This is a genomic window from Salipiger sp., assembly GCF_048261495.1.
In the GTDB taxonomy this organism is placed as follows: Bacteria; Pseudomonadota; Alphaproteobacteria; order Rhodobacterales; family Rhodobacteraceae; genus Salipiger.
Genome location: NZ_JBLXFX010000002.1, coordinates 353624 through 370590, shown reverse-complemented (window position 1 = coordinate 370590; position 16967 = coordinate 353624). Strand labels below are relative to the sequence as shown.

Genomic DNA, 16967 nt, shown 5'->3' with positions numbered 1-16967 from the left:
ATCAGAAGGCACGATTGACGGTGACGAGGGCGATGGTGCGCAGCGCGTCGCGCCAGGGGCTTTCGGCAAAGCCGCGCAGGTAGGTTTCGGCGTCGAGCGCCTGGAGGCGCGCCTCGGCCCAGGCGCGGGCAGGGGCGCCGGAACGGATGACCGCCTCGACCCCCTGCGCCAGTTCGGCGGGGGTCGCCTCGGCGCCGCGCAGGATGCGGCTCACCAGGTGGTCGGGGCCCAGCTCCTCCATCGCGAAGATCAGCGGCAGCGACAGGGTGCGCCGCGCCAGATCGGTGCCGCGCCCCTTGCCCGAGCCTTCGGGAGCCTGGAGGATGTCCATGAGGTCGTCGAAGATCTGAAAGGCCCGCCCGACGCGGCGCCCGTAGAACCCGGCGCGGCGCGACTGGCCGGTGCGCCCCTCGACCAGCGCGACGCCGGTTTCGCAGGCCAGCCCGAACATGATCGCGGTCTTGCGCTCGATCACCTCCATGTAGCGTTCGCGCTGCGCCACCGGATCGCGCCCCGGATCGCTGCGCAGCTCGTCCAGCTCTCCGGCGCAGATCCGGAAGGCGGTGTCGAGCACCAGCTTGACGAGGCCCATCTCGGTCTCGGTCTCGATGGCGTCGGTGAAGGTGCGGATCGCCTGCACGAACTGCATGTCGCCGAGCAGGATCGCCGCATTCGTCCCGTGCCGGGCATTGACCGAGGCGATGCCCCGCCGCGTCATCGCGTCGTCGATGATGTCATCGTGGATCAGGGTGGCGACGTGCAGCATCTCGAGCGACACCGCCGCCTTGATGACCTTGGCGGGCAGCGGCCCGTCGCCCGCGATCATCCGCGCCGACAGCATCAGCAGCATCGGCCTTATGCGCTTGCCGCGCCGGTAGAGTTCCTGTTCCTCGGCCCCGAGATAGGGCGCCTGCGGGCTCAGAGCGCGCGACAGTTCGACCTCGTAGCGGGCGAAATCCTCGGCCAGCAGGCGGCCGGTGATCTCGTCCAGCGCATCGCCCGTGCCCGAGGACAGCCGCAGCCGCCCGGGCAGGGTGTCGGGTGCGGCGCACCGCATCAGCCGCGCGCCCGGGTCAGCGCCGCGCGTACCGCCTCTCGGATCGCGGTTTCGACGCGGTCGAGGAGGAAGGACCGCGCAAAGGCCACCTCCGAAAGCCGGTCGCGCGCGGTATCGCCCGCCGCGCCGGTCCAGGCGCTGTCGTCGATGTCGAATTCGAAGGCGGGGATGATCACCTCGACCTCGGGATCGCCGCCGGGGCGGACCCGCGCCACGACCCCCGCGATGGTGGCGCCGGCATCGCCGGACCAGAGGTCGCGCGGGTGGTTCGCCGCCTCGGCCGCGCGTTCCAGCGCCCCGAGGTATAGGTGGCGGCGCACCAACTGGCGGTCTTCCTCGTCCAGCACCCGCCAGCCGCGATCCCCGGCCTCGGCCGCGGCGCGGCCACCGTCCTGCACGCCCTGGGCGATCACGCTTTCCAGCTCTCCGACCGAGGATTTCGGCATCTCGCCGTCGCTGGCATCGACCGTTCCGTGTACGTCCGGGCCGGTCAGCGGCTTGATCAGGGTCTTGGAATTGCCGGTCTTCTCGGTGGCCTTGCCGAAGTTCATCGCGGCCAGGCTCGCCTTCACGTAGCGGCTTTCGGGATCGAGCTTCGCGCGCGGGTCCCAGGGGTTGAAGGTCGGGTCCTGGCTGATCGTGTTCACCACGATCTGAAGCTGCTGGACAAAGGCGTTCTGGTTGTAGGTCACCTGCCGGGTACCGAAGGTGCGCTCGCGGGCTTCGGGATTGACCACGGTGACGGTGGGATCCTCGTCGCCCAGCGCCACGTGGGTGTGTTCGGCCATGTCCCGCGTCGCGCCGTTGGCGGTCCAGGCGTTGCGCGCGGCGGCGCTTTTCACGAAGACCGAATTGTAGACCTCGTTGTGCTCGTTGTACTCGCCCATCAGCTTGCGGCCGTTCTCGCTGTCCATCAGCCGGGCCCGTTCGCGCCGCGCCTGCTCCAGCATCTCGCCCTTCCTCGCGGGGTCGAGCGGGTCGGTCGGGCCGCCGCCGGTGCCGATGTCCTCGTCGCCGAAGGCCATCAGCCCGCCGCCGGTGTCCAGCGTGATTTCGGGCGAGGATTTCGCGGTGAGCGTGGCACGGCCCTGAAAGCCGAGGGCGGGAAAGTGCAGATCGAAGCCGCCCGGCAGCGCGACCGGGCGCGGGCGCGACAGGCCGGTCAGGGCGAAATCGTGGAACCGCATCCCGAGGTCGCCGTGGGGGGCATGGGCGCCGGGCGGCAGATCGACCCCGAAGGCCAGCGGAAAGTCGAAGCATTGCAAGGGGAAGGCAGGATCGTACGCCGCCATCGCGCGGGCGGTGCGCTGCGGCAGGTCGGTGGGGTCGGGTCGGGTCATGGCATCCTCCGGGCGCGGGGTCAGGAGAGCGTCAGCGTCAGCGGCTGACACAAGAGGCTGGACGAGATCGGGGCGAGGACGGGCCCCGGCGGCGCGCCGAGGGTCAGGGTGATCCGCAGGCCGCCGCCGAGGGAGACGCGGGTCGTCATCTCCGCGACCGGAAGGCTGACCGACAGTCGCGCCTCTTGGTCGAGAAGGTCGGCGGCGATGCCGCGCACCGTTTCCTCGAAGGCGCGCGCGACCACCCCGGCAAAGGCGGAGGCCGCCGCCGACAGCGCCGATCCGGTGACCGAACCCGACCATTTCGGCGTGAAGCTCAGCGACAGGTCCGGCGGCAGGCTCTGCCCCGGCAGCGACAGATCCACCACCTGCGCGGGCGGCTCTCCGGCGGGGGCGGCGACGGTTGCCGCGACCGCGACGGGCAGCGGATCGGGGCTGTGGCCGAGGTCCATCTCGGCCACCACCTTGTCCCATTTCCCGGGGTCCGCGATGGCATCCGCCGCCGCGCCGATCGGGCAGAGAACGGCCTTGGTGATCCCGACTCCGGTGCCGCTCAGCTCGCCATAGGCGGCAAAGCGGCCCGTGACGCGCAGCACGAGGGCCGCGCCCTCGGCCGCGAGCGTCAGGGTCAGGTCGCGTGCCGTGACGCGGGCGGAGGCGGTGAAGGCATCGCTGCCGCCGGTCTCCTCGGCGCTGTAGGAGGGGGCGAGCGCCGCCGCGATCACCGCGTTCAGCGCCGCGAGGTCCACCAGCGCGAAAAGAGCGGGCCCCGGCGGGGCGATGCCGGCGGCATCGGGGGGCGGCGCGCCCTCGCGGCTCGTGGCGATGGCAAGCCCCCCGGGGTCGACCGCAAAGACCGGCGGCTGGAACCCGATCCCCGCCAGCCGGGGAAGCCGGGGCAGCGGGATCGCGGCCGCGATGCCCCTGGTCATGTCGAGAAGGCGCGGAACGATCAGCCGGTTCACCATCAGCGCGTCCAGCATCGAGAAATCGCTCTCGTCGAGACCGACGGCCAGCACCTCCAGCCCCGGAGCGCCCTTCGTCATCGTGAAGCGGCCGTAGGCGACGACCTTGCCCTTCGCGGTTCTGGTCACCCCGGAGGCGGTCAGCGACACCGAAACCGCGGGACAGGTGAGGGCAAAGGCATTCGTCTCCGGGCGGGGTGGCAGCGCGTCGGGATCGGCGCCATGCGCGGTGGCCCAGTCCGCCGGTGACGGCGGGGTCAGCGACAGCACAGGGACCTCGGTGACATCCCAGCCTCCCGTCGCCATGCCCATCGGGCCGAGGTCGACGCTCTGCGAGCCCGCGAACAACCCGGCGCGGAGCTCGGGCACCGCGTAGAGCCGGGCCAGCAGGTCGCGCAACCCGGAAAGCGTGGCCCCGGCGGCGATGTCGAACCCGCTCATGTCCGCCGCCCGGCGATCGGGGGCGTGGTCCAGAAGGTCTCGGTCCAGCCGCCGCCGCTGCGATAGCGCTCCGGGAAGCCGGCGTAGGGCGCGACGCTCTGCCCGGTGGCGGGATCGTCGATCTGCAGGGTGCCATCGACATGGTAGCCGGTGACCAGCGCGTAATGCCCCGCGCCCTGATGCCAGGCGATGCGCGCGGCAAAGGGGCGCCCGGCGTTAATCTCGAAGCGGATGCGGTCGAACAGGGGCTTGCCGGGGGTCCAGTGGCCGAAGCAGCCGGTCAGGCGCAGGGCGGCGTCGAGCCGCGCCTCCCGGTCGAGCGAACCGGTCAGCCGCGCCGCGATCTCGTTCTGGTCCGCTGGGGCGGCGCCGTAGTGCCGCGCCACGCTCGCCGCGATCGCCGCCCAGCACCAGTTTTCCGCGCTCTGAAGATCCGGTGCCAGGCTCAGCCTGTGCCACCCGTCCACCGCCTGCGGCGGTTCGAAAGTCGTGCCGACCGTGCTTGTCGGCGCACGGTCGCTGTCAATGACAAACCTCATGCCAACCCCCCGGGGCATGAACGGCCGAAGGCCGATCCATTTCAGTATCCGTTTGACGCGGGAAAGGGTCCTGCGCCGCAAAATGGTAGTGGGCCCAAATCGTTCGCCCTGCGGGAGAGTTGACGCTGACGCAGCGTCAAAGTCAACACGCTTGACTCCGCCCTCTGCGCGGCGCGGTGCCTTGGGCGGCGCGGCGGTCGATCCCCGGGCAGATCCGCCGTGCCGGAACAGGGGCGACGCGCCGGATTGACACGGGGCGGGATAGGCTGTTGTATGTGTGACGTAGGTATTTCCTATAGACAACAACTGCCCGGGAAGCGACCATCGGAATGAACAGCGACGACAAACCCACGGTGAAGCGCGCGGTGCCGGCGGTGACGCGGGCGGTGGCGATCCTCCGGCTGCTGGGGCGCAGCCTCGAACCGATGGGGGTGAACCAGATCTCGCGCGAGCTGAAGCTGGTGCCCAGCACCTGCCTGCACATCCTGCGGGTGCTGACGGACGAGGGCCTCGTGACCTTCGATCTCCAGACCAAGCGCTATGCCATCGATGTCGGCATCCTCGCCATCGCCCGCACGGCGATCCAGCGCAACGCCTTCATCTCGCTGATCCAGCCGCATCTCAATTCCCTGTCCGAACGCTACGGCGCGACGCTGGTGGCGACGCAGCTGACCGATGTCAGCCACATGGTCGTGGTCGCGCTCAGCCAGGTGCAGCAGCCGTTCCGCCTTCAGGTCGATCTGGGCAGCCGCTTTCCCGCGCTCATCAGCGCGACGGGGCGCTGCTTTGCCGCCTTCAACGGTCTGCCCGAGGCCGATCTGCGCGACGGCTTCCGCCGCCTGAAATGGGATCGCGCGCCCGAATTCGACACCTGGCGGGCCGAGGTCGCCGACACCCGCGAAAAGGGCTTCGGCACCGACCGGGGCAGCTACATCTCCGGGGTGACGGTGCTGGCCGTGCCGTTCTTCGACGGCAACGGGCGCATGGTGCGCAGCATGGTCGCCATCGGCATCACCGAACGGCTCGAAGGCGCGGGCATCGACCGGCTGGCGCAGGACATGCTCAAGGTGCGCGACGTGGTCGACGCCATGCAGGTCGGCGAGAAGGTGGCCCGCGCATGACCGCCGCCGCGCCCGATGCGCCCGCCGTGCCCGAGGGCTGGAAGGCCCTGCGCCTCGGCGGCATGTGGGACAGCCTCGGCCCGGTGCTGGCGCAGCGCGGCGAGGCCGGCTGGCGCTACGCGCTGGCGACGGGGCCGGTCCATGCCAACCCGCTCGGGGTGATCCACGGCGGTGTCGTCATGGCGCTGCTCGATCACACGATGACGCTGGTCGCCTTCGACGCGGCCGGCCGCGTGCCCTGCGTGACGGTGCAGATGGACACGCGGTTCTTTGCCTCGGCCAGGCCCGGAGAGCTGCTGGTGAGCACGCCGGTGCTGCGCCATTCCACGAATTCCATGCTGTTCATGACGGCCGACCTCTGCGCCGACGGGCGCGTGGTGGCCGAGGGGACCGCGACATTGAAACGCCTGCGCGCCTGAGGTGCGCGCGCCCACGGGAGGGGGACCGGCATGACCGATGAAACACCGCGCAAGGGGCCGCTGGCCGGACTGCGCGTCCTTGATTTTTCACGCATCCTTTCAGGGCCTTACGCCAGCATGGTGTTGGCCGACATGGGCGCGGAGGTGATCAAGGTCGAACCCCTCGGCAAGGGTGACGAGACGCGCAACTTTCCGCCCTTCCAGGGTCCGCTCAGCCACTATTTCATGGCGCTGAACCGCAACAAGGAAAGCATCGCGCTGGATCTGAAATCGCCGCGCGGGTCCGATCTTGCCCGGCGCATGGCGGCCGAGGCCGACGTGGTTCTGGAGAATTTCCGCCCCGGCGTGATGGAGCGCCTCGGGCTGGGCTACGAGGCGCTGTCGGCGGCCAATCCCCGGCTGGTCTACTGCTCGATCAGCGGCTTCGGCGAGGGCAGTCCGCTGTCCGACCGTCCCGCCTTCGACATCGTGGCGCAGGCGCTGTCCGGGGTGATGAGCGTCAACCGCGAACCGGGGCAGGCGCCGAACAAGCTGGGGCTGCCGCTGGGCGATATGGCGGGGTCGATCTTTGCGGTCTTCGGCATCCTCGCGGCGCTGACGCAGCGGGGTGCAACCGGGCGCGGGCAGAAGGTCGACGTGGCGATGCTGGATTCGCTGATCGGGATGCTGGGCTATCTGGCGCAGATCTACTTCGTCACCGGCACCGCGCCGCAGCCCGTCGGCACCAAGCACGGATCGCTCACGCCCTACGGCGCCTTTCCCACCAGCGACGGTCACGTGATCGTTGCCTGCCTGACCGAAGGCTTCTGGCACAACTTCGCGCGCAGCCTCGACGCGCCGGAGCTGATCGACGACCCGCGCTTTGCCCGCTACGAGACCCGGCTGACCCATCGCGCCGAACTCGAGGCGCTGATCGAGGCGCGGATGGTGCGCAACGACACCGCCTGGTGGCTGGCGCGGCTCGACGCCTTCGACGTGCCCCATGCGCCGATCCTCGACGTGGGCGAGGCGCTGGAACAGCCGCATGTGCTGGCGCGCGGTCTGGTCGAAACGGTCGAACATCCGCAGGCCGGGACGATGCGGATGGTGCGCGGACCGATCCGGTTCGACGGCGCGGGCCCGGCGCCCGCCGTGCCGCCGCGCCTGCTGGGCGAGGATGCGGCGGCGGTGCTGGGCCGTGTTCTGGGTCTGGGGAGCGACGCGGTCTCGGACCTGGTCGCCGCCGGGGTGGTCGGCGCGCCGCCGCTGCCGGAGGACCTCTCCGAGCGCGCCTGACCCAGCGCGACCCCTTCGATTTCCGACCGGACGGCGGGCCCTCAAAAGGCCCGCCGTTTCGCGTTTCCGGGGCGTGCGCTAGCCAGTGATTCGACGGATTTCGGCGGCATCCCCGGGGGCGATTCCGGGGCCATTGCGTGGGCGCAGCGGGCGTTGCGAGGCGCGCGGAGGCAGCGTCTGAGGGAATGGGTGAGGATCGTCGACCAATACGATGAAATGGAACGGTTAATTGCATATTTCCCGCTTCTGCCAAGGTGCGAAGTAGCGGGAAGTCATTGTATATAGACAATTGAATGTGTCGATTGACAACAAAGCCACCCGCCACATAGCCTTCTTCCAACGGGCCGCCGAACGGTCGCCCTTCACCGCGCCGAGGGGGGCGCGGCAAGTACCGGAGGAGACCTGAGCCATGTCGCGCCTGACCGATTACACGTCCTACGCGGATGCCCAGCGCCACTATTCGCCCGACGCGCTCTGGGCGCTGTTCGACGGCACCCGGGAGCGGTTCAACATCGCCCATGAATGCGTCGACCGGCACGCCGGGACCGGCGCGACCGCGCTGCGCATCGCCCATGCGGACGGCCGTGACGAGATCGTGAGCTTCGACGACCTCGCGGCGCTGTCCTCGCGCTTTGCCCATTGGCTGGCGGCCGAGGGCGTCGCCAGGGGCGACCGCGTCGCGGTGATGCTGGAACCGACGGCGGCCTTCTACGGTGCGATCTTCGGCGCCATCAAGTCGGGCGCTGTGGCGGTGCCGATGTTCACGCTGTTCGGACCCGACGGCATCCGCCTGCGGGCCGACGATTGCACCCCGGCCGTTCTGTTCACCAACGCCGAAAAGGCCGCCGATGCGCGCGAGGCGGGCAACACCCGCGTCGTGGTCGTGGACGATGCCTTTCTCGCCGCGCTGGCCGGGCTGCCCGACAGCTACGAAAGCGACACGCATGGCGACGACCTTGCCGTGCTGCAATATACCTCGGGCACCACGCGGCTGCTGCCGGCGGCGGTGAAGCACAGCCAGCGTTCGCTGGTCACGCTGATGGTGGCGGCGCTCTATGCCACCGGCATCCGCCCCGGCGACCGCTTCTTCTGCCCGTCCTCGCCGGCTTGGGGGCACGGTCTCTGGCACGGCACGCTGGCGCCGCTGGCGATGGGGGTCGGCACCGGCACCTTTTCCGGGCGCTTCGATCCGGTGCGGCTGCTGAAGGCGCTGCAGGATTTCCGCATCACCAACCTCTCGGCCGCCGCGACGCATTACCGGATGATGCGCAACTCGGGGCAGGCCGAAGCCTTTTCCTACTGCTTCGAAAAGCTGTCCTTCACCGGAGAGCCGATCGACACCGAAACCGCGCGCTACATCGCGGCACTGTTCGGCACCGAGGTGCGGTCGATGTACGGCACCACCGAGATCGGGGTGATCCTGGCCAACTATCCCGGCGCGACCGATCTGGAGGTGCGCGAAGGATCGCTGGGCAAGCCGGTGCCGGGGGTCGAGGTCATGGTGCAGGACGCCAAGGGCGCGCCTGCCAGGCCCGGCGTGACCGGCGAACTGATGGTGAAGAAACGCGGCGAATGGTTCCCGACCAAGGACCTCGGGCGCATCGACGAGGACGGGTATTTCTACCACGGGGGCCGCGCGGACGACGTCATCATCTCGGCCGGCTGGACGATGAGCGCGGTCGAGATCGAGGACGCCATCCTCAAGCATCCCAAGGTCGCCGAGGCCGCCGCCATCGGCGTGCCCGACCCGGTGCGCGGGCAGGTGGTCAAGGCCTTCGTCGTGCTGAAGGACGCCGCGCATGCGGAGCTTGCGGGCGAAATCCAGGACCTCGTCCGCGACAGCCTCAGCCGCCACGAATATCCGCGCCACGTCGCCTTCGTCGACGCGCTGCCCAAGACGCCCGCGGGCAAGGTCAACCGCAAGGTCCTGAGAGACCGCGAAAAGGCCGCGGCCGACGCCGTCGCCTGACACACGCACAACACATATCGGAGGAGTGAAAGACATGAACCAGATCGCGCAAAGGCGCTTTCCCAAGATCACGCCGGAGGGGCTCAGCGCCCTGCGCGAGCGCATCGGCAAGAAGATCGAAAAGACCGTCGAGCCGTGGTGCTACGAGGCGACCCGCGACAACATCCGCCACTATGCCCACGGCATCGGCGACGACAATCCGCTGTGGTGCGACCCCGAGTATGCCAAGACCACCAAGTACGGCGACGTGATCGCGCTGCCGTCCTTCCTGTTCTCGACCAGCCGGATCATCTCGGGCTATGTCGGCGGGCTGTCGGGCGTGCATGCCATGTGGTCGGGTGCCGACTGGACCTGGCACAAGCCGATCCCGCGCAACACCGAGATCCGCACCGAGGCCTATCTCAAGGACCTGGTCGAGCATGACACCCGCTTCGCGGGCCGCGCCGTGCAGCAGATCTACCATGTCGACTTCTTCGACGCGGCAACGGGCGAGGCGCTGGCCTCGGCGGATTCCTGGTGCTTCCGCACCGACCGCGACCATGCCCGCGAGCAGGGCACCAAGTACACCGAGGCCCGCGCCCGCGAACCGCGCGTCTACACGCAGGAAGAGCTCGACGGCTTCTACAAGCACTACGAGAACGAGACCGTGCGCGGCGCCGACACCCTCTACTGGGACGACGTGACCGAGGGCGAGGAACTGCCGACCATGGTCAAGGGTCCGATGACCGTGACCGGCTTCATCGCCTATGCCCAGGGCTGGGGCGGTCTCTACATCCGCGCCAACAAGCTGGCGTGGAAGCTGCAGCAGGCCCATCCCGGCGCCGGGATCAAGAACCGTTTCGGCATCCCGGATTGCCCCGAGCGGGTGCATTGGGAAGAGGACTTCGCGCTCGAGGTCGGTGCCCCCGGTGCCTATGACTACGGCCCCGAGCGGAACTCCTGGCTGACCCACCAGCTCACCAACTGGATGGGCGACGACGGCTTCCTGCGCCAGGCCAAGTGCCAGGTGCGCCGGCACAATCCCGAGGGCGACGTGGTGCTGATCCACGGCACCGTGGTGCGCAAGTTCGAGGAGGACGGCCGCTGGCTGGTCGAGATCTCGCAGCGCGCGGTCAACCAGGACGACGAGCTTTCGGCCATCGGGTCGAGCATCGTGGAACTGCCGCGCCGCTGAGGCGGGCGGAGTGTCCCGGGGCCGGCGACGGCCCCGGGCCCGGCGCGAAGCGCCTTGTTGCATGGCGGGATGTATAGGTATACTAGAGGTACACTAATTGCGTGTCAGGTGGATCGACCTCGGAGGAGGAGGGCGGTCCGTCGGCGGAACGGGGCAGGGCACAACGCGACGTGCCGGCCCGGGCCGGGCGCCATCGGGAGGGGACACATGAAGGCTTTCGACAGGACACTCGTCGGGACCGAGGATCTGCTGCACGCCATCGGCTGCTGCGCGCTCGTGCTGATTGCGGTGCTCATCAACGGCGACATCCTCACGCGGTTCTTCGCGGGGCGGTCGCAGGGGCTTCAGTTCGAGCTGACCGAGCTCTATCTCATGCCCGCGCTGGCGACGCTGTCGCTGTCGCGGCTGTTCCGCAGGGGCGGCCACCTCGCGCTCGAGGTCGACACGCCGCGCCTGCTGGGCCGCGCCTGGCCGGTGGCCAGGGTGCTGATCCTCGGGCTTTCGGCGGGCTTCTTCGCCACCGTCGCCTGGGTCTCGGGGCGCTATGCCTTTCATGCCTTTGCCCACAACGACATCCAGTTCGGACTTCATGACTGGCCGCTCGGCTGGTCCTACCTGCCGGTGCCGCTGGGCACCGGCGTGCTGACGCTCCGTCTGATCCGCGAAATCATCAGAAGAGACGCGCAAAGCGTCCCCGACACATCCAAGGGAGGAGATATCCATGAACCTGTTTAAATCGCTCATCGCCGGGGCGGTCCTGCTGGCCGGGACCACGGCGCAATCCCACGCCGCCGATCTGCGGCTGGGGGACTTCCAGTCGACCACGCATATCGTGTCGGTCAACGGCACCCAGTGGTGGATGGACCACGTCAAGGAGGCCACCGGCGGCGAGGTGAGCTTCACCCACTTCCCGGCCGAACAGGGCGCCAAGGCCAAGGCGCTGCTCGAAGCGGTCGCCAACGGCATTCTCGACGTCGCGCTGATCCAGCCGATCTATCACAGCGAGAAGCTGCCGCTGTGGTCGGTGGTCGGCCTGCCGGGCTTTTACGAGACCGCCCTGCAGGGCACCAGGGCGCTGCAGCAGATGACCCGCGAGGGGCCGACCCGCGAGGAGCTGCTCGCCTCCGGCGTGGTGCCGATCTTTGCCGTGGCGCTGCCGCCCTACCAGGTGCTGTCCAAGGCGCACCGCATGGGCGATCCCTCGGACTGGACCAACATGAACATCCGCACCAGCGGCGCGGCGCAGGCGCTCATCGCCCAGAGCCTCGGCGGGGTCGGCGTCAGCATGCCGGGGCCCGAGGTCTACACCGGGGTCGAGCGCGGCCGCCTCGACGCGGTGCTGTTCCCGCTGCCCTCGGTGCCGGGTTACAACCTCCAGGAAGTTTCCAAGCACATCTCGACCAACGGTTCCTTCGGCGGCTCGCTGCTGATGCTGGTGATGAACAAGGACGTGTTCGAGAACCTGCCGGCGGACACGCAGGCCAAGCTGCTCGAGGTCGGTGACGCGGCGGCGGTCAACGTCTCGGAGGTGCAGGACGACCAGGGCGCCAAGCTGGCCGAGGAATGGGCCGCACAGGGGGTCGACGTCTATACCTTCACCGATGCCGAACTGGAAAAGATCAACGGCGCGATGTCGGCGGTCTCGCAGGACTGGCTCGACCGGATCGGCGCGCATAACGACGACGCGCTGCCGACGCTGGAACGCTACCGCGCGCTTGCGGCCAAGTGATCCCCGGCTGACCATGACCGATCCGGCGCGGGCTGCGCCGGGTCGCTCTTCCGACCTTTCCAGACCTTCCTGACCGGAGCCGTTCCGAATGATCTCGCTTGCCGTACTCGTGCTGGTCCTGGCCGTGCTGATGATGCTGCGGATGCCCGTGGCCTTTGCGATGGGCCTTGCCGGCGCGGCGGGGCTGGCGATCCAGCTCGGTCCCCGCCCGGCGCTCGCGGTGCTCGAGCGGGTGTTCATCGATTCCACCTCGAGCTTCATCCTCGTCGCCATTCCGCTGTTCATCCTGATGGCCGAGCTGCTGACCGCCGGGCAGGTGACGCGCCGCGCCATCCAGGCCTGCCAGGCGTGGATCGGCCACGTGCGCGGCGGGCTCGGCATCGCCACGGTCGGCGCCTCGGTCCTGCTGGCGGCGCTGATCGGCAGTTCCACCGCCTCGACCGCCGCCATGGCCGCCTCGGCCTATCCCGAGATGCGCCGCCACGGCTTCAACGAACGCCTCGCCGCCGCCGTGGTCAGCGTCGGCGGCACGCTGGCCGTCGTCGTTCCGCCCAGCATCGTGCTGGTGGTCTACGGCGTGCTCACCGAAACCTCGATCGGCAAGCTGTTCATCGCCGGGGTGGTGCCGGGGCTGATGACCGCGCTCGGCATCATGACCGTCATCAAGATCATCTCCCACACCACCGATTACGCCCCGGCGGGCGAGCCGTTCCGCTTCGGCCATGCCGTGCGCACCTCGCGCCACGTGGTGCCGATGGTGGTGCTGATCCTTGCGGTGATCGGGGTGATCTACGGCGGCATCGCCTCGCCCTCCGAAGCGGCGGCGGTCGGGGTGCTCGGCGCGCTGGTGCTCGGGCTGGCGCAGCGCACGCTCAAGCTGCGCGCGCTGCCGCCCTCGGTCAGCATGGCGGTGTCCTCGACCGTGATGATCGTCACCATCATCTCGTGCTCGCACATCTTCGCCAGCTACCTGTCCTTCACCCGCGTCACGCAGGACCTGCTGGTGCTGATCGAGACCAGCGGACTGTCGCGCGGCATGATCATGGGGCTGATGATCGTGACGCTGCTCGTCATGGGCATGTTCATGGATCAGCTCGCGATCCTGTCGCTGGCGATGCCGCTGGCCTTTCCGGCCGCCATGGCGCTCGGCTACGATCCGGTGTGGTTCGGCATCGTCGTCACCAAGACCGTCGAGATCGGGCTCATCACGCCGCCGCTCGGGCTCAATGCCTATGTCGCCGCCGGCCAGTGCAACCTGCGGCTGGGCGAGGTGTTCCGGGGCCTGATGCCCTTCATCCTGATGGAACTGCTGGTGCTCCTGCTGCTGCTGTTCTTTCCCGACATCACCCTCTGGCTGCCGGGGATGATGTGACGACCGCCCCGAGAAAAGGACCCCGCCCGTGAAGAAACGTTTCGAAGGCCGCGACGAACCGATCGTCGAACCCGAACTGGCGATCATCGACGCGCATCACCACATGTTCGATCGGCCCGCCGCGCGCTACCTGATGCACGAGATCGCCGCGGACGTTGCGCTCGGCCATGACATCCGCGCGACGGTCTACGTGGAAAGCCACGCCATGATGCGCGCCGACGGGCCCGAGGCCCTGCGTCCGGTGGGCGAGACCGAGTTCGCCAACGGCATCGCCGCGATGAGCGCGAGCGGCGACTACGGGCGCTGCCGGGTCAACGCCGGGATCGTGTCCTTCGCGGATCTCGCGCTCGGCGCGGCGGTGGGCGAAACGCTCGACGCCCATGCCGTCGCCGGGGGCGGGCGGTTCCGGGGCATCCGGCAGGTGACGCTGTACTCGCGCAACCCCGAGCCCTACCGTTACATGTTCGCGCCGCCGCCGCCGGGGGTGATGACCGCCGCCACCTTCCGCGAGGGGTTTGCCGAACTCGGGCCGCGCGGCCTGACCTTCGACGCGGCGGTGTTCCACACCCAGCTCGACGAGGTCATGGCGCTGGCGGATGCCTTTCCCGACACCACCATCGTGCTCGACCACATGGGCTTTCCGCTGGCCATGGGCATGGACGAGGGCGGGCGCGCCGGGATCTTTGCCGAGTGGTCCGCCACCCTGCGCGAGGTCGCGCGGCGCGGCAACATCGTCACCAAGGTTGGCGGGCTGGGGATGCCGTTCTGGGGCTTCGGCTTCGACGGCCGCGACGAGGTCGTGACCAGCGACGCGCTTGCCGCCGCCTGGCGCCCCTATGTCGAGACCGGGATCGAGGTCTTCGGCCCCGACCGCTGCATGATGGAAAGCAACTTTCCCGCCGACGGCCATTCCTGCGGATACGTGCCGCTGTGGAATGCGCTGAAGAAGATCACCGCGGGCTGCTCGGCGCAGGACAAGGCGGCGCTCTATTCCGGGACGGCGGCGCGGGTCTACGGCCTCGACGTGGATCTCGGCTAACCGACCGTCTCCGGGCGCCGCGCCGTGGCGGCGTCCGGTCCGGTCCGGTCTCGGGCACGGGCAAGGCTCAGGCGGGCAGGGCGATGCCCCGCGCCGCGACCCGCGCCTCGAGCTCCGCGTTGCCGAGACTGCCGGGACGCACCCGGCGTTCGGCGAAATCGGCCACCAGATCCGCGAGGAAGCCGTTCAGCGGCGCCGCGACCCCGTGCAGCCGGCCCAGCAGGGCGATCTCTCCGTTGATATAGTCGGTCTCGACCGATCCCGCCCCGCGCACGAGGCTCTGCGTGGTCGACCCGCCGTCGTAGCTCACGCCGTCGATGGGGCGGAACCGCATCATCGCATCGCGACGCGGATCGACGCTTTCGACCGGATGCCAGGCGATCCCGGCGGCGCGCAGCACCGCTTCGCCCTCGGCCCGGACACAGGCATGCAGGCGCGCGCAATCCACCCCGCGCCCGAGGATCGCTTCCAGCGCATTGTGCAGGTTGAACAACAGCTTGCCATGTTTCCACGCCATCACGTCGGGCCAGACGTCCGCGCCGATGTCGGCGCGGCGCAGCGCCTCGGCCAGCCTGTCGTCATGGGCGTTGCTGCCCGAAGGATAGCGCCCGATGTCGCAGATCCCGTGCTTGGGCACCGAGAAGGCGCAGACATCGTCCGGCGCGGTGACAAAGGTCGGCATCCGCACCGTGACCGCGTGAACCTCTGCAAAGCGGCGCAGGGCGAGCGGTTCGTTGCTGACCCCGTTCTGCACGCAGAAGATCGGCTGCCCCGTCACCCCGGCCGAGCGCAGCCGCATCAGCGCGGCAAGGGTATCCTGCGTCTTCATCGTCAGCAGGATCGCATCCTCGGGACCGAAGGCGATTTCGGCCGGGTCGGACACGCATGGAAACCGCGCGCGCCGGGCGTCGTCTGGGGTGCGCAGCAGCAGGCCCCGCTCGGCGATCGCCGCCTGCCGCGCGCCGCGCGCGATGCCGACCACCTCGGCCCCGGAGAGCGACAGGGCCGCCCCGATGGCACCTCCGATGGCGCCGACGCCATAGATCACGAACTTCATTTCCGGGCCTTTCCTGTCGGTTTCGTCATTCTGCACGCTTGCACGGCAAACGGCTTGCAGTCTAGTGTACCTCTAGTATACCAATTGGACAATGGCTCCGTTCCGGTCCCCGACCGGCGCCGGGGCGACCAATCAAAGGGAGGGGAGGCCCGGCATGTCTCGGATGCATCTGGTTCACATGTTCTTTCATTCGCCCATCACCCACACGGCGCTGAGCTGGGCGGACGAGGAGGACGGCCACCTGGCCGGAATGGGCAGCTATGCCTATTGGCAGGACATCGCGCGCACCCTCGAACGGGGCCGCTTCGACGCGGCCTTCTTTGCCGACACCCCCGCCGCCTCGGACCAGTACAAGGGCGGGCCGGAAACGCCGCTGGAGCATGGCGTGGTCTGGCCGACGCACGACCCGTTCCCGCTGGCCGCGGTGATGACGGCCGCGACGCAGCACCTGGGCATCGGGCTGACCCTGTCGGTCACCGGCAACCCGCCGTACCTGGCGCATCGCCGTCTCAGCACGCTCGACTATCTCAGCGGCGGGCGCATCGGCTGGAACGTGGTGACGGGGCACATGCGTTCCGAACACAGGGCGATCGGGCAGGGGCTGGTCGCCCATGACGAACGCTATGACATGGCCGACGAGTTCATGGAGATCTGCTATGCGCTCTGGGATGCCTACGGCCCCGGCGCGCTGCCGATGGACAAGGTGTCGGGAGTGATGGCGGACCCGGACAAGATCCGCAAGCTGTCCCACAAGGGCAAGTATTTCACCTGCGACGCGGTGCCCGCGACGCTGCCCTCGCCGCAGGGTCGTCCGGTGATCTTCCAGGCCGGAAGCTCGGGGCGGGGGATGGAATTCGCCGTCAAGCATGCCGAGGCGATCTTTGCCATCCAGCCCCACCTTGCCGCCATGCGCCGGTTCCGCGAAAAGTTCGACGGGGTCGCCACGGCGGCGGGCAAGGACCCGGTGGGCGTGCTGTTCGGCCTGCAATACGTCATCGGCAGCACCGACGAAGAGGCGCAGGCGCGGCTCGAACGGTTGCGCTCGCGCATTCCGCTGGATGCGGGGCTCAGCCGGTTGTCGGCGCCGCTCGGGGTCGATTGCAGCACGCTCGATCCCGACCAGCCGCTCGAGGACGTGCCGACCCAGGCCTCGCGCGGGATGGCCGAGGCGCTGAGCCAGATGGCGGGCGACGGCAAGAAGGTCACCGTGCGCGATGCCGCGATCCAGATGGGCCTGAGCGTCGGCCTGCCGCAGGTGGTGGGCAGCCCCGAACGCATCGCGGACGAGCTCGAGCGCTACTGGCGTGACAGCGGCGGGCTCGGCTTCAACCTCAGCGCGCCGACCAAGCCCGGCATGATCACCGAGTTCGTCGACCACGTGGTGCCGATCCTTCAGCAGCGCGGCCTCGTGCGCGGGGAGTACGAAGGCCACACGCTGCGCGACAACATCACCTCGTAAGCGACTGACCG

Annotated in this window: 15 protein-coding genes; 10 read left to right on the top strand and 5 right to left on the bottom strand. The window is 69.1% G+C overall.

Annotated elements, in window-relative coordinates:
• Position 1: 1 nt before the first annotated feature.
• Genes ACN0RJ_RS05265 through ACN0RJ_RS05250 form a run of 4 tightly spaced genes read right to left on the bottom strand, consistent with a single transcriptional unit; the run spans position 2 to position 4342 of the window.
• A complete protein-coding gene (locus ACN0RJ_RS05265) occupies positions 2-1057 on the bottom strand; it encodes a polyprenyl synthetase family protein (RefSeq protein WP_417723612.1) in 1056 nt (351 codons plus the stop codon).
• A complete protein-coding gene (locus ACN0RJ_RS05260) occupies positions 1057-2397 on the bottom strand; it encodes a hypothetical protein (protein WP_417723611.1) in 1341 nt (446 codons plus the stop codon). Before ACN0RJ_RS05260 ends, ACN0RJ_RS05265 begins: the two co-directional genes overlap by 1 nt.
• Positions 2398-2417: 20 nt before the next feature.
• Positions 2418-3803: a hypothetical protein gene (locus ACN0RJ_RS05255; protein WP_417723610.1), complete on the bottom strand. Its 1386-nt coding sequence runs from the start codon at positions 3801-3803 to the stop codon at positions 2418-2420.
• Positions 3800-4342: a papain-like cysteine protease family protein gene (locus ACN0RJ_RS05250; RefSeq protein WP_417723609.1), complete on the bottom strand. Its 543-nt coding sequence runs from the start codon at positions 4340-4342 to the stop codon at positions 3800-3802. Before ACN0RJ_RS05250 ends, ACN0RJ_RS05255 begins: the two co-directional genes overlap by 4 nt.
• Before the next feature lie 329 nt (positions 4343-4671).
• Here ACN0RJ_RS05250 and ACN0RJ_RS05245 point away from each other — a divergent pair, with 329 nt between their 5' ends.
• The 9 genes from ACN0RJ_RS05245 to ACN0RJ_RS05205 all read left to right on the top strand — a co-directional run bounded on the left by ACN0RJ_RS05245 (position 4672) and on the right by ACN0RJ_RS05205 (position 14440).
• Positions 4672-5463 carry an IclR family transcriptional regulator gene (locus ACN0RJ_RS05245; RefSeq protein WP_417722556.1) on the top strand — a complete coding sequence of 264 codons (792 nt, stop codon included), beginning with the start codon at positions 4672-4674 and terminating at the stop codon, positions 5461-5463.
• Positions 5460-5882, top strand: coding sequence for a PaaI family thioesterase (locus ACN0RJ_RS05240; RefSeq protein WP_417722557.1), 423 nt, complete (start codon positions 5460-5462; stop codon positions 5880-5882). Before ACN0RJ_RS05245 ends, ACN0RJ_RS05240 begins: the two co-directional genes overlap by 4 nt.
• A 30-nt stretch (positions 5883-5912) precedes the next feature.
• Positions 5913-7157: a CaiB/BaiF CoA transferase family protein gene (locus tag ACN0RJ_RS05235; RefSeq protein ID WP_417723608.1), complete on the top strand. Its 1245-nt coding sequence runs from the start codon at positions 5913-5915 to the stop codon at positions 7155-7157.
• Positions 7158-7566: 409 nt separating this feature from the next.
• A complete protein-coding gene (locus ACN0RJ_RS05230) occupies positions 7567-9126 on the top strand; it encodes an acyl-CoA synthetase (RefSeq protein ID WP_417723607.1) in 1560 nt (519 codons plus the stop codon).
• Between the two features lie 34 nt (positions 9127-9160).
• Positions 9161-10300 (top strand): FAS1-like dehydratase domain-containing protein, encoded by a 1140-nt coding sequence (locus ACN0RJ_RS05225; protein ID WP_417722560.1) that lies wholly within the window; start codon positions 9161-9163, stop codon positions 10298-10300.
• Between the two features lie 207 nt (positions 10301-10507).
• Positions 10508-11035, top strand: a complete 528-nt coding sequence (locus tag ACN0RJ_RS05220; RefSeq protein ID WP_417722561.1) for a TRAP transporter small permease — start codon at positions 10508-10510, stop codon at positions 11033-11035.
• Complete coding sequence (gene dctP, locus ACN0RJ_RS05215; RefSeq protein WP_417722562.1) at positions 11022-12029, top strand: TRAP transporter substrate-binding protein DctP; 1008 nt, start codon at positions 11022-11024, stop codon at positions 12027-12029. Before ACN0RJ_RS05220 ends, dctP begins: the two co-directional genes overlap by 14 nt.
• 88 nt (positions 12030-12117) lie before the next feature.
• Positions 12118-13401 (top strand): TRAP transporter large permease, encoded by a 1284-nt coding sequence (locus ACN0RJ_RS05210; protein ID WP_417722563.1) that lies wholly within the window; start codon positions 12118-12120, stop codon positions 13399-13401.
• A 28-nt stretch (positions 13402-13429) separates the two neighbouring features.
• Positions 13430-14440: an amidohydrolase family protein gene (locus tag ACN0RJ_RS05205; RefSeq protein WP_417723606.1), complete on the top strand. Its 1011-nt coding sequence runs from the start codon at positions 13430-13432 to the stop codon at positions 14438-14440.
• A gap of 67 nt (positions 14441-14507) precedes the next feature.
• Here ACN0RJ_RS05205 and ACN0RJ_RS05200 read toward each other — a convergent pair whose 3' ends face one another.
• On the bottom strand, positions 14508-15497 hold the full coding sequence (locus ACN0RJ_RS05200; RefSeq protein WP_417723605.1) for a ketopantoate reductase family protein: 990 nt from the start codon (positions 15495-15497) through the stop codon (positions 14508-14510).
• 154 nt (positions 15498-15651) lie between these two features.
• Between ACN0RJ_RS05200 and ACN0RJ_RS05195 the strand changes: the two genes are divergently transcribed.
• The gene (locus ACN0RJ_RS05195; protein WP_417722566.1) at positions 15652-16956 is read left to right on the top strand and encodes an NtaA/DmoA family FMN-dependent monooxygenase; all 1305 of its coding nucleotides are present in this window, start codon (positions 15652-15654) and stop codon (positions 16954-16956) included.
• Positions 16957-16967: the final 11 nt, after the last annotated feature.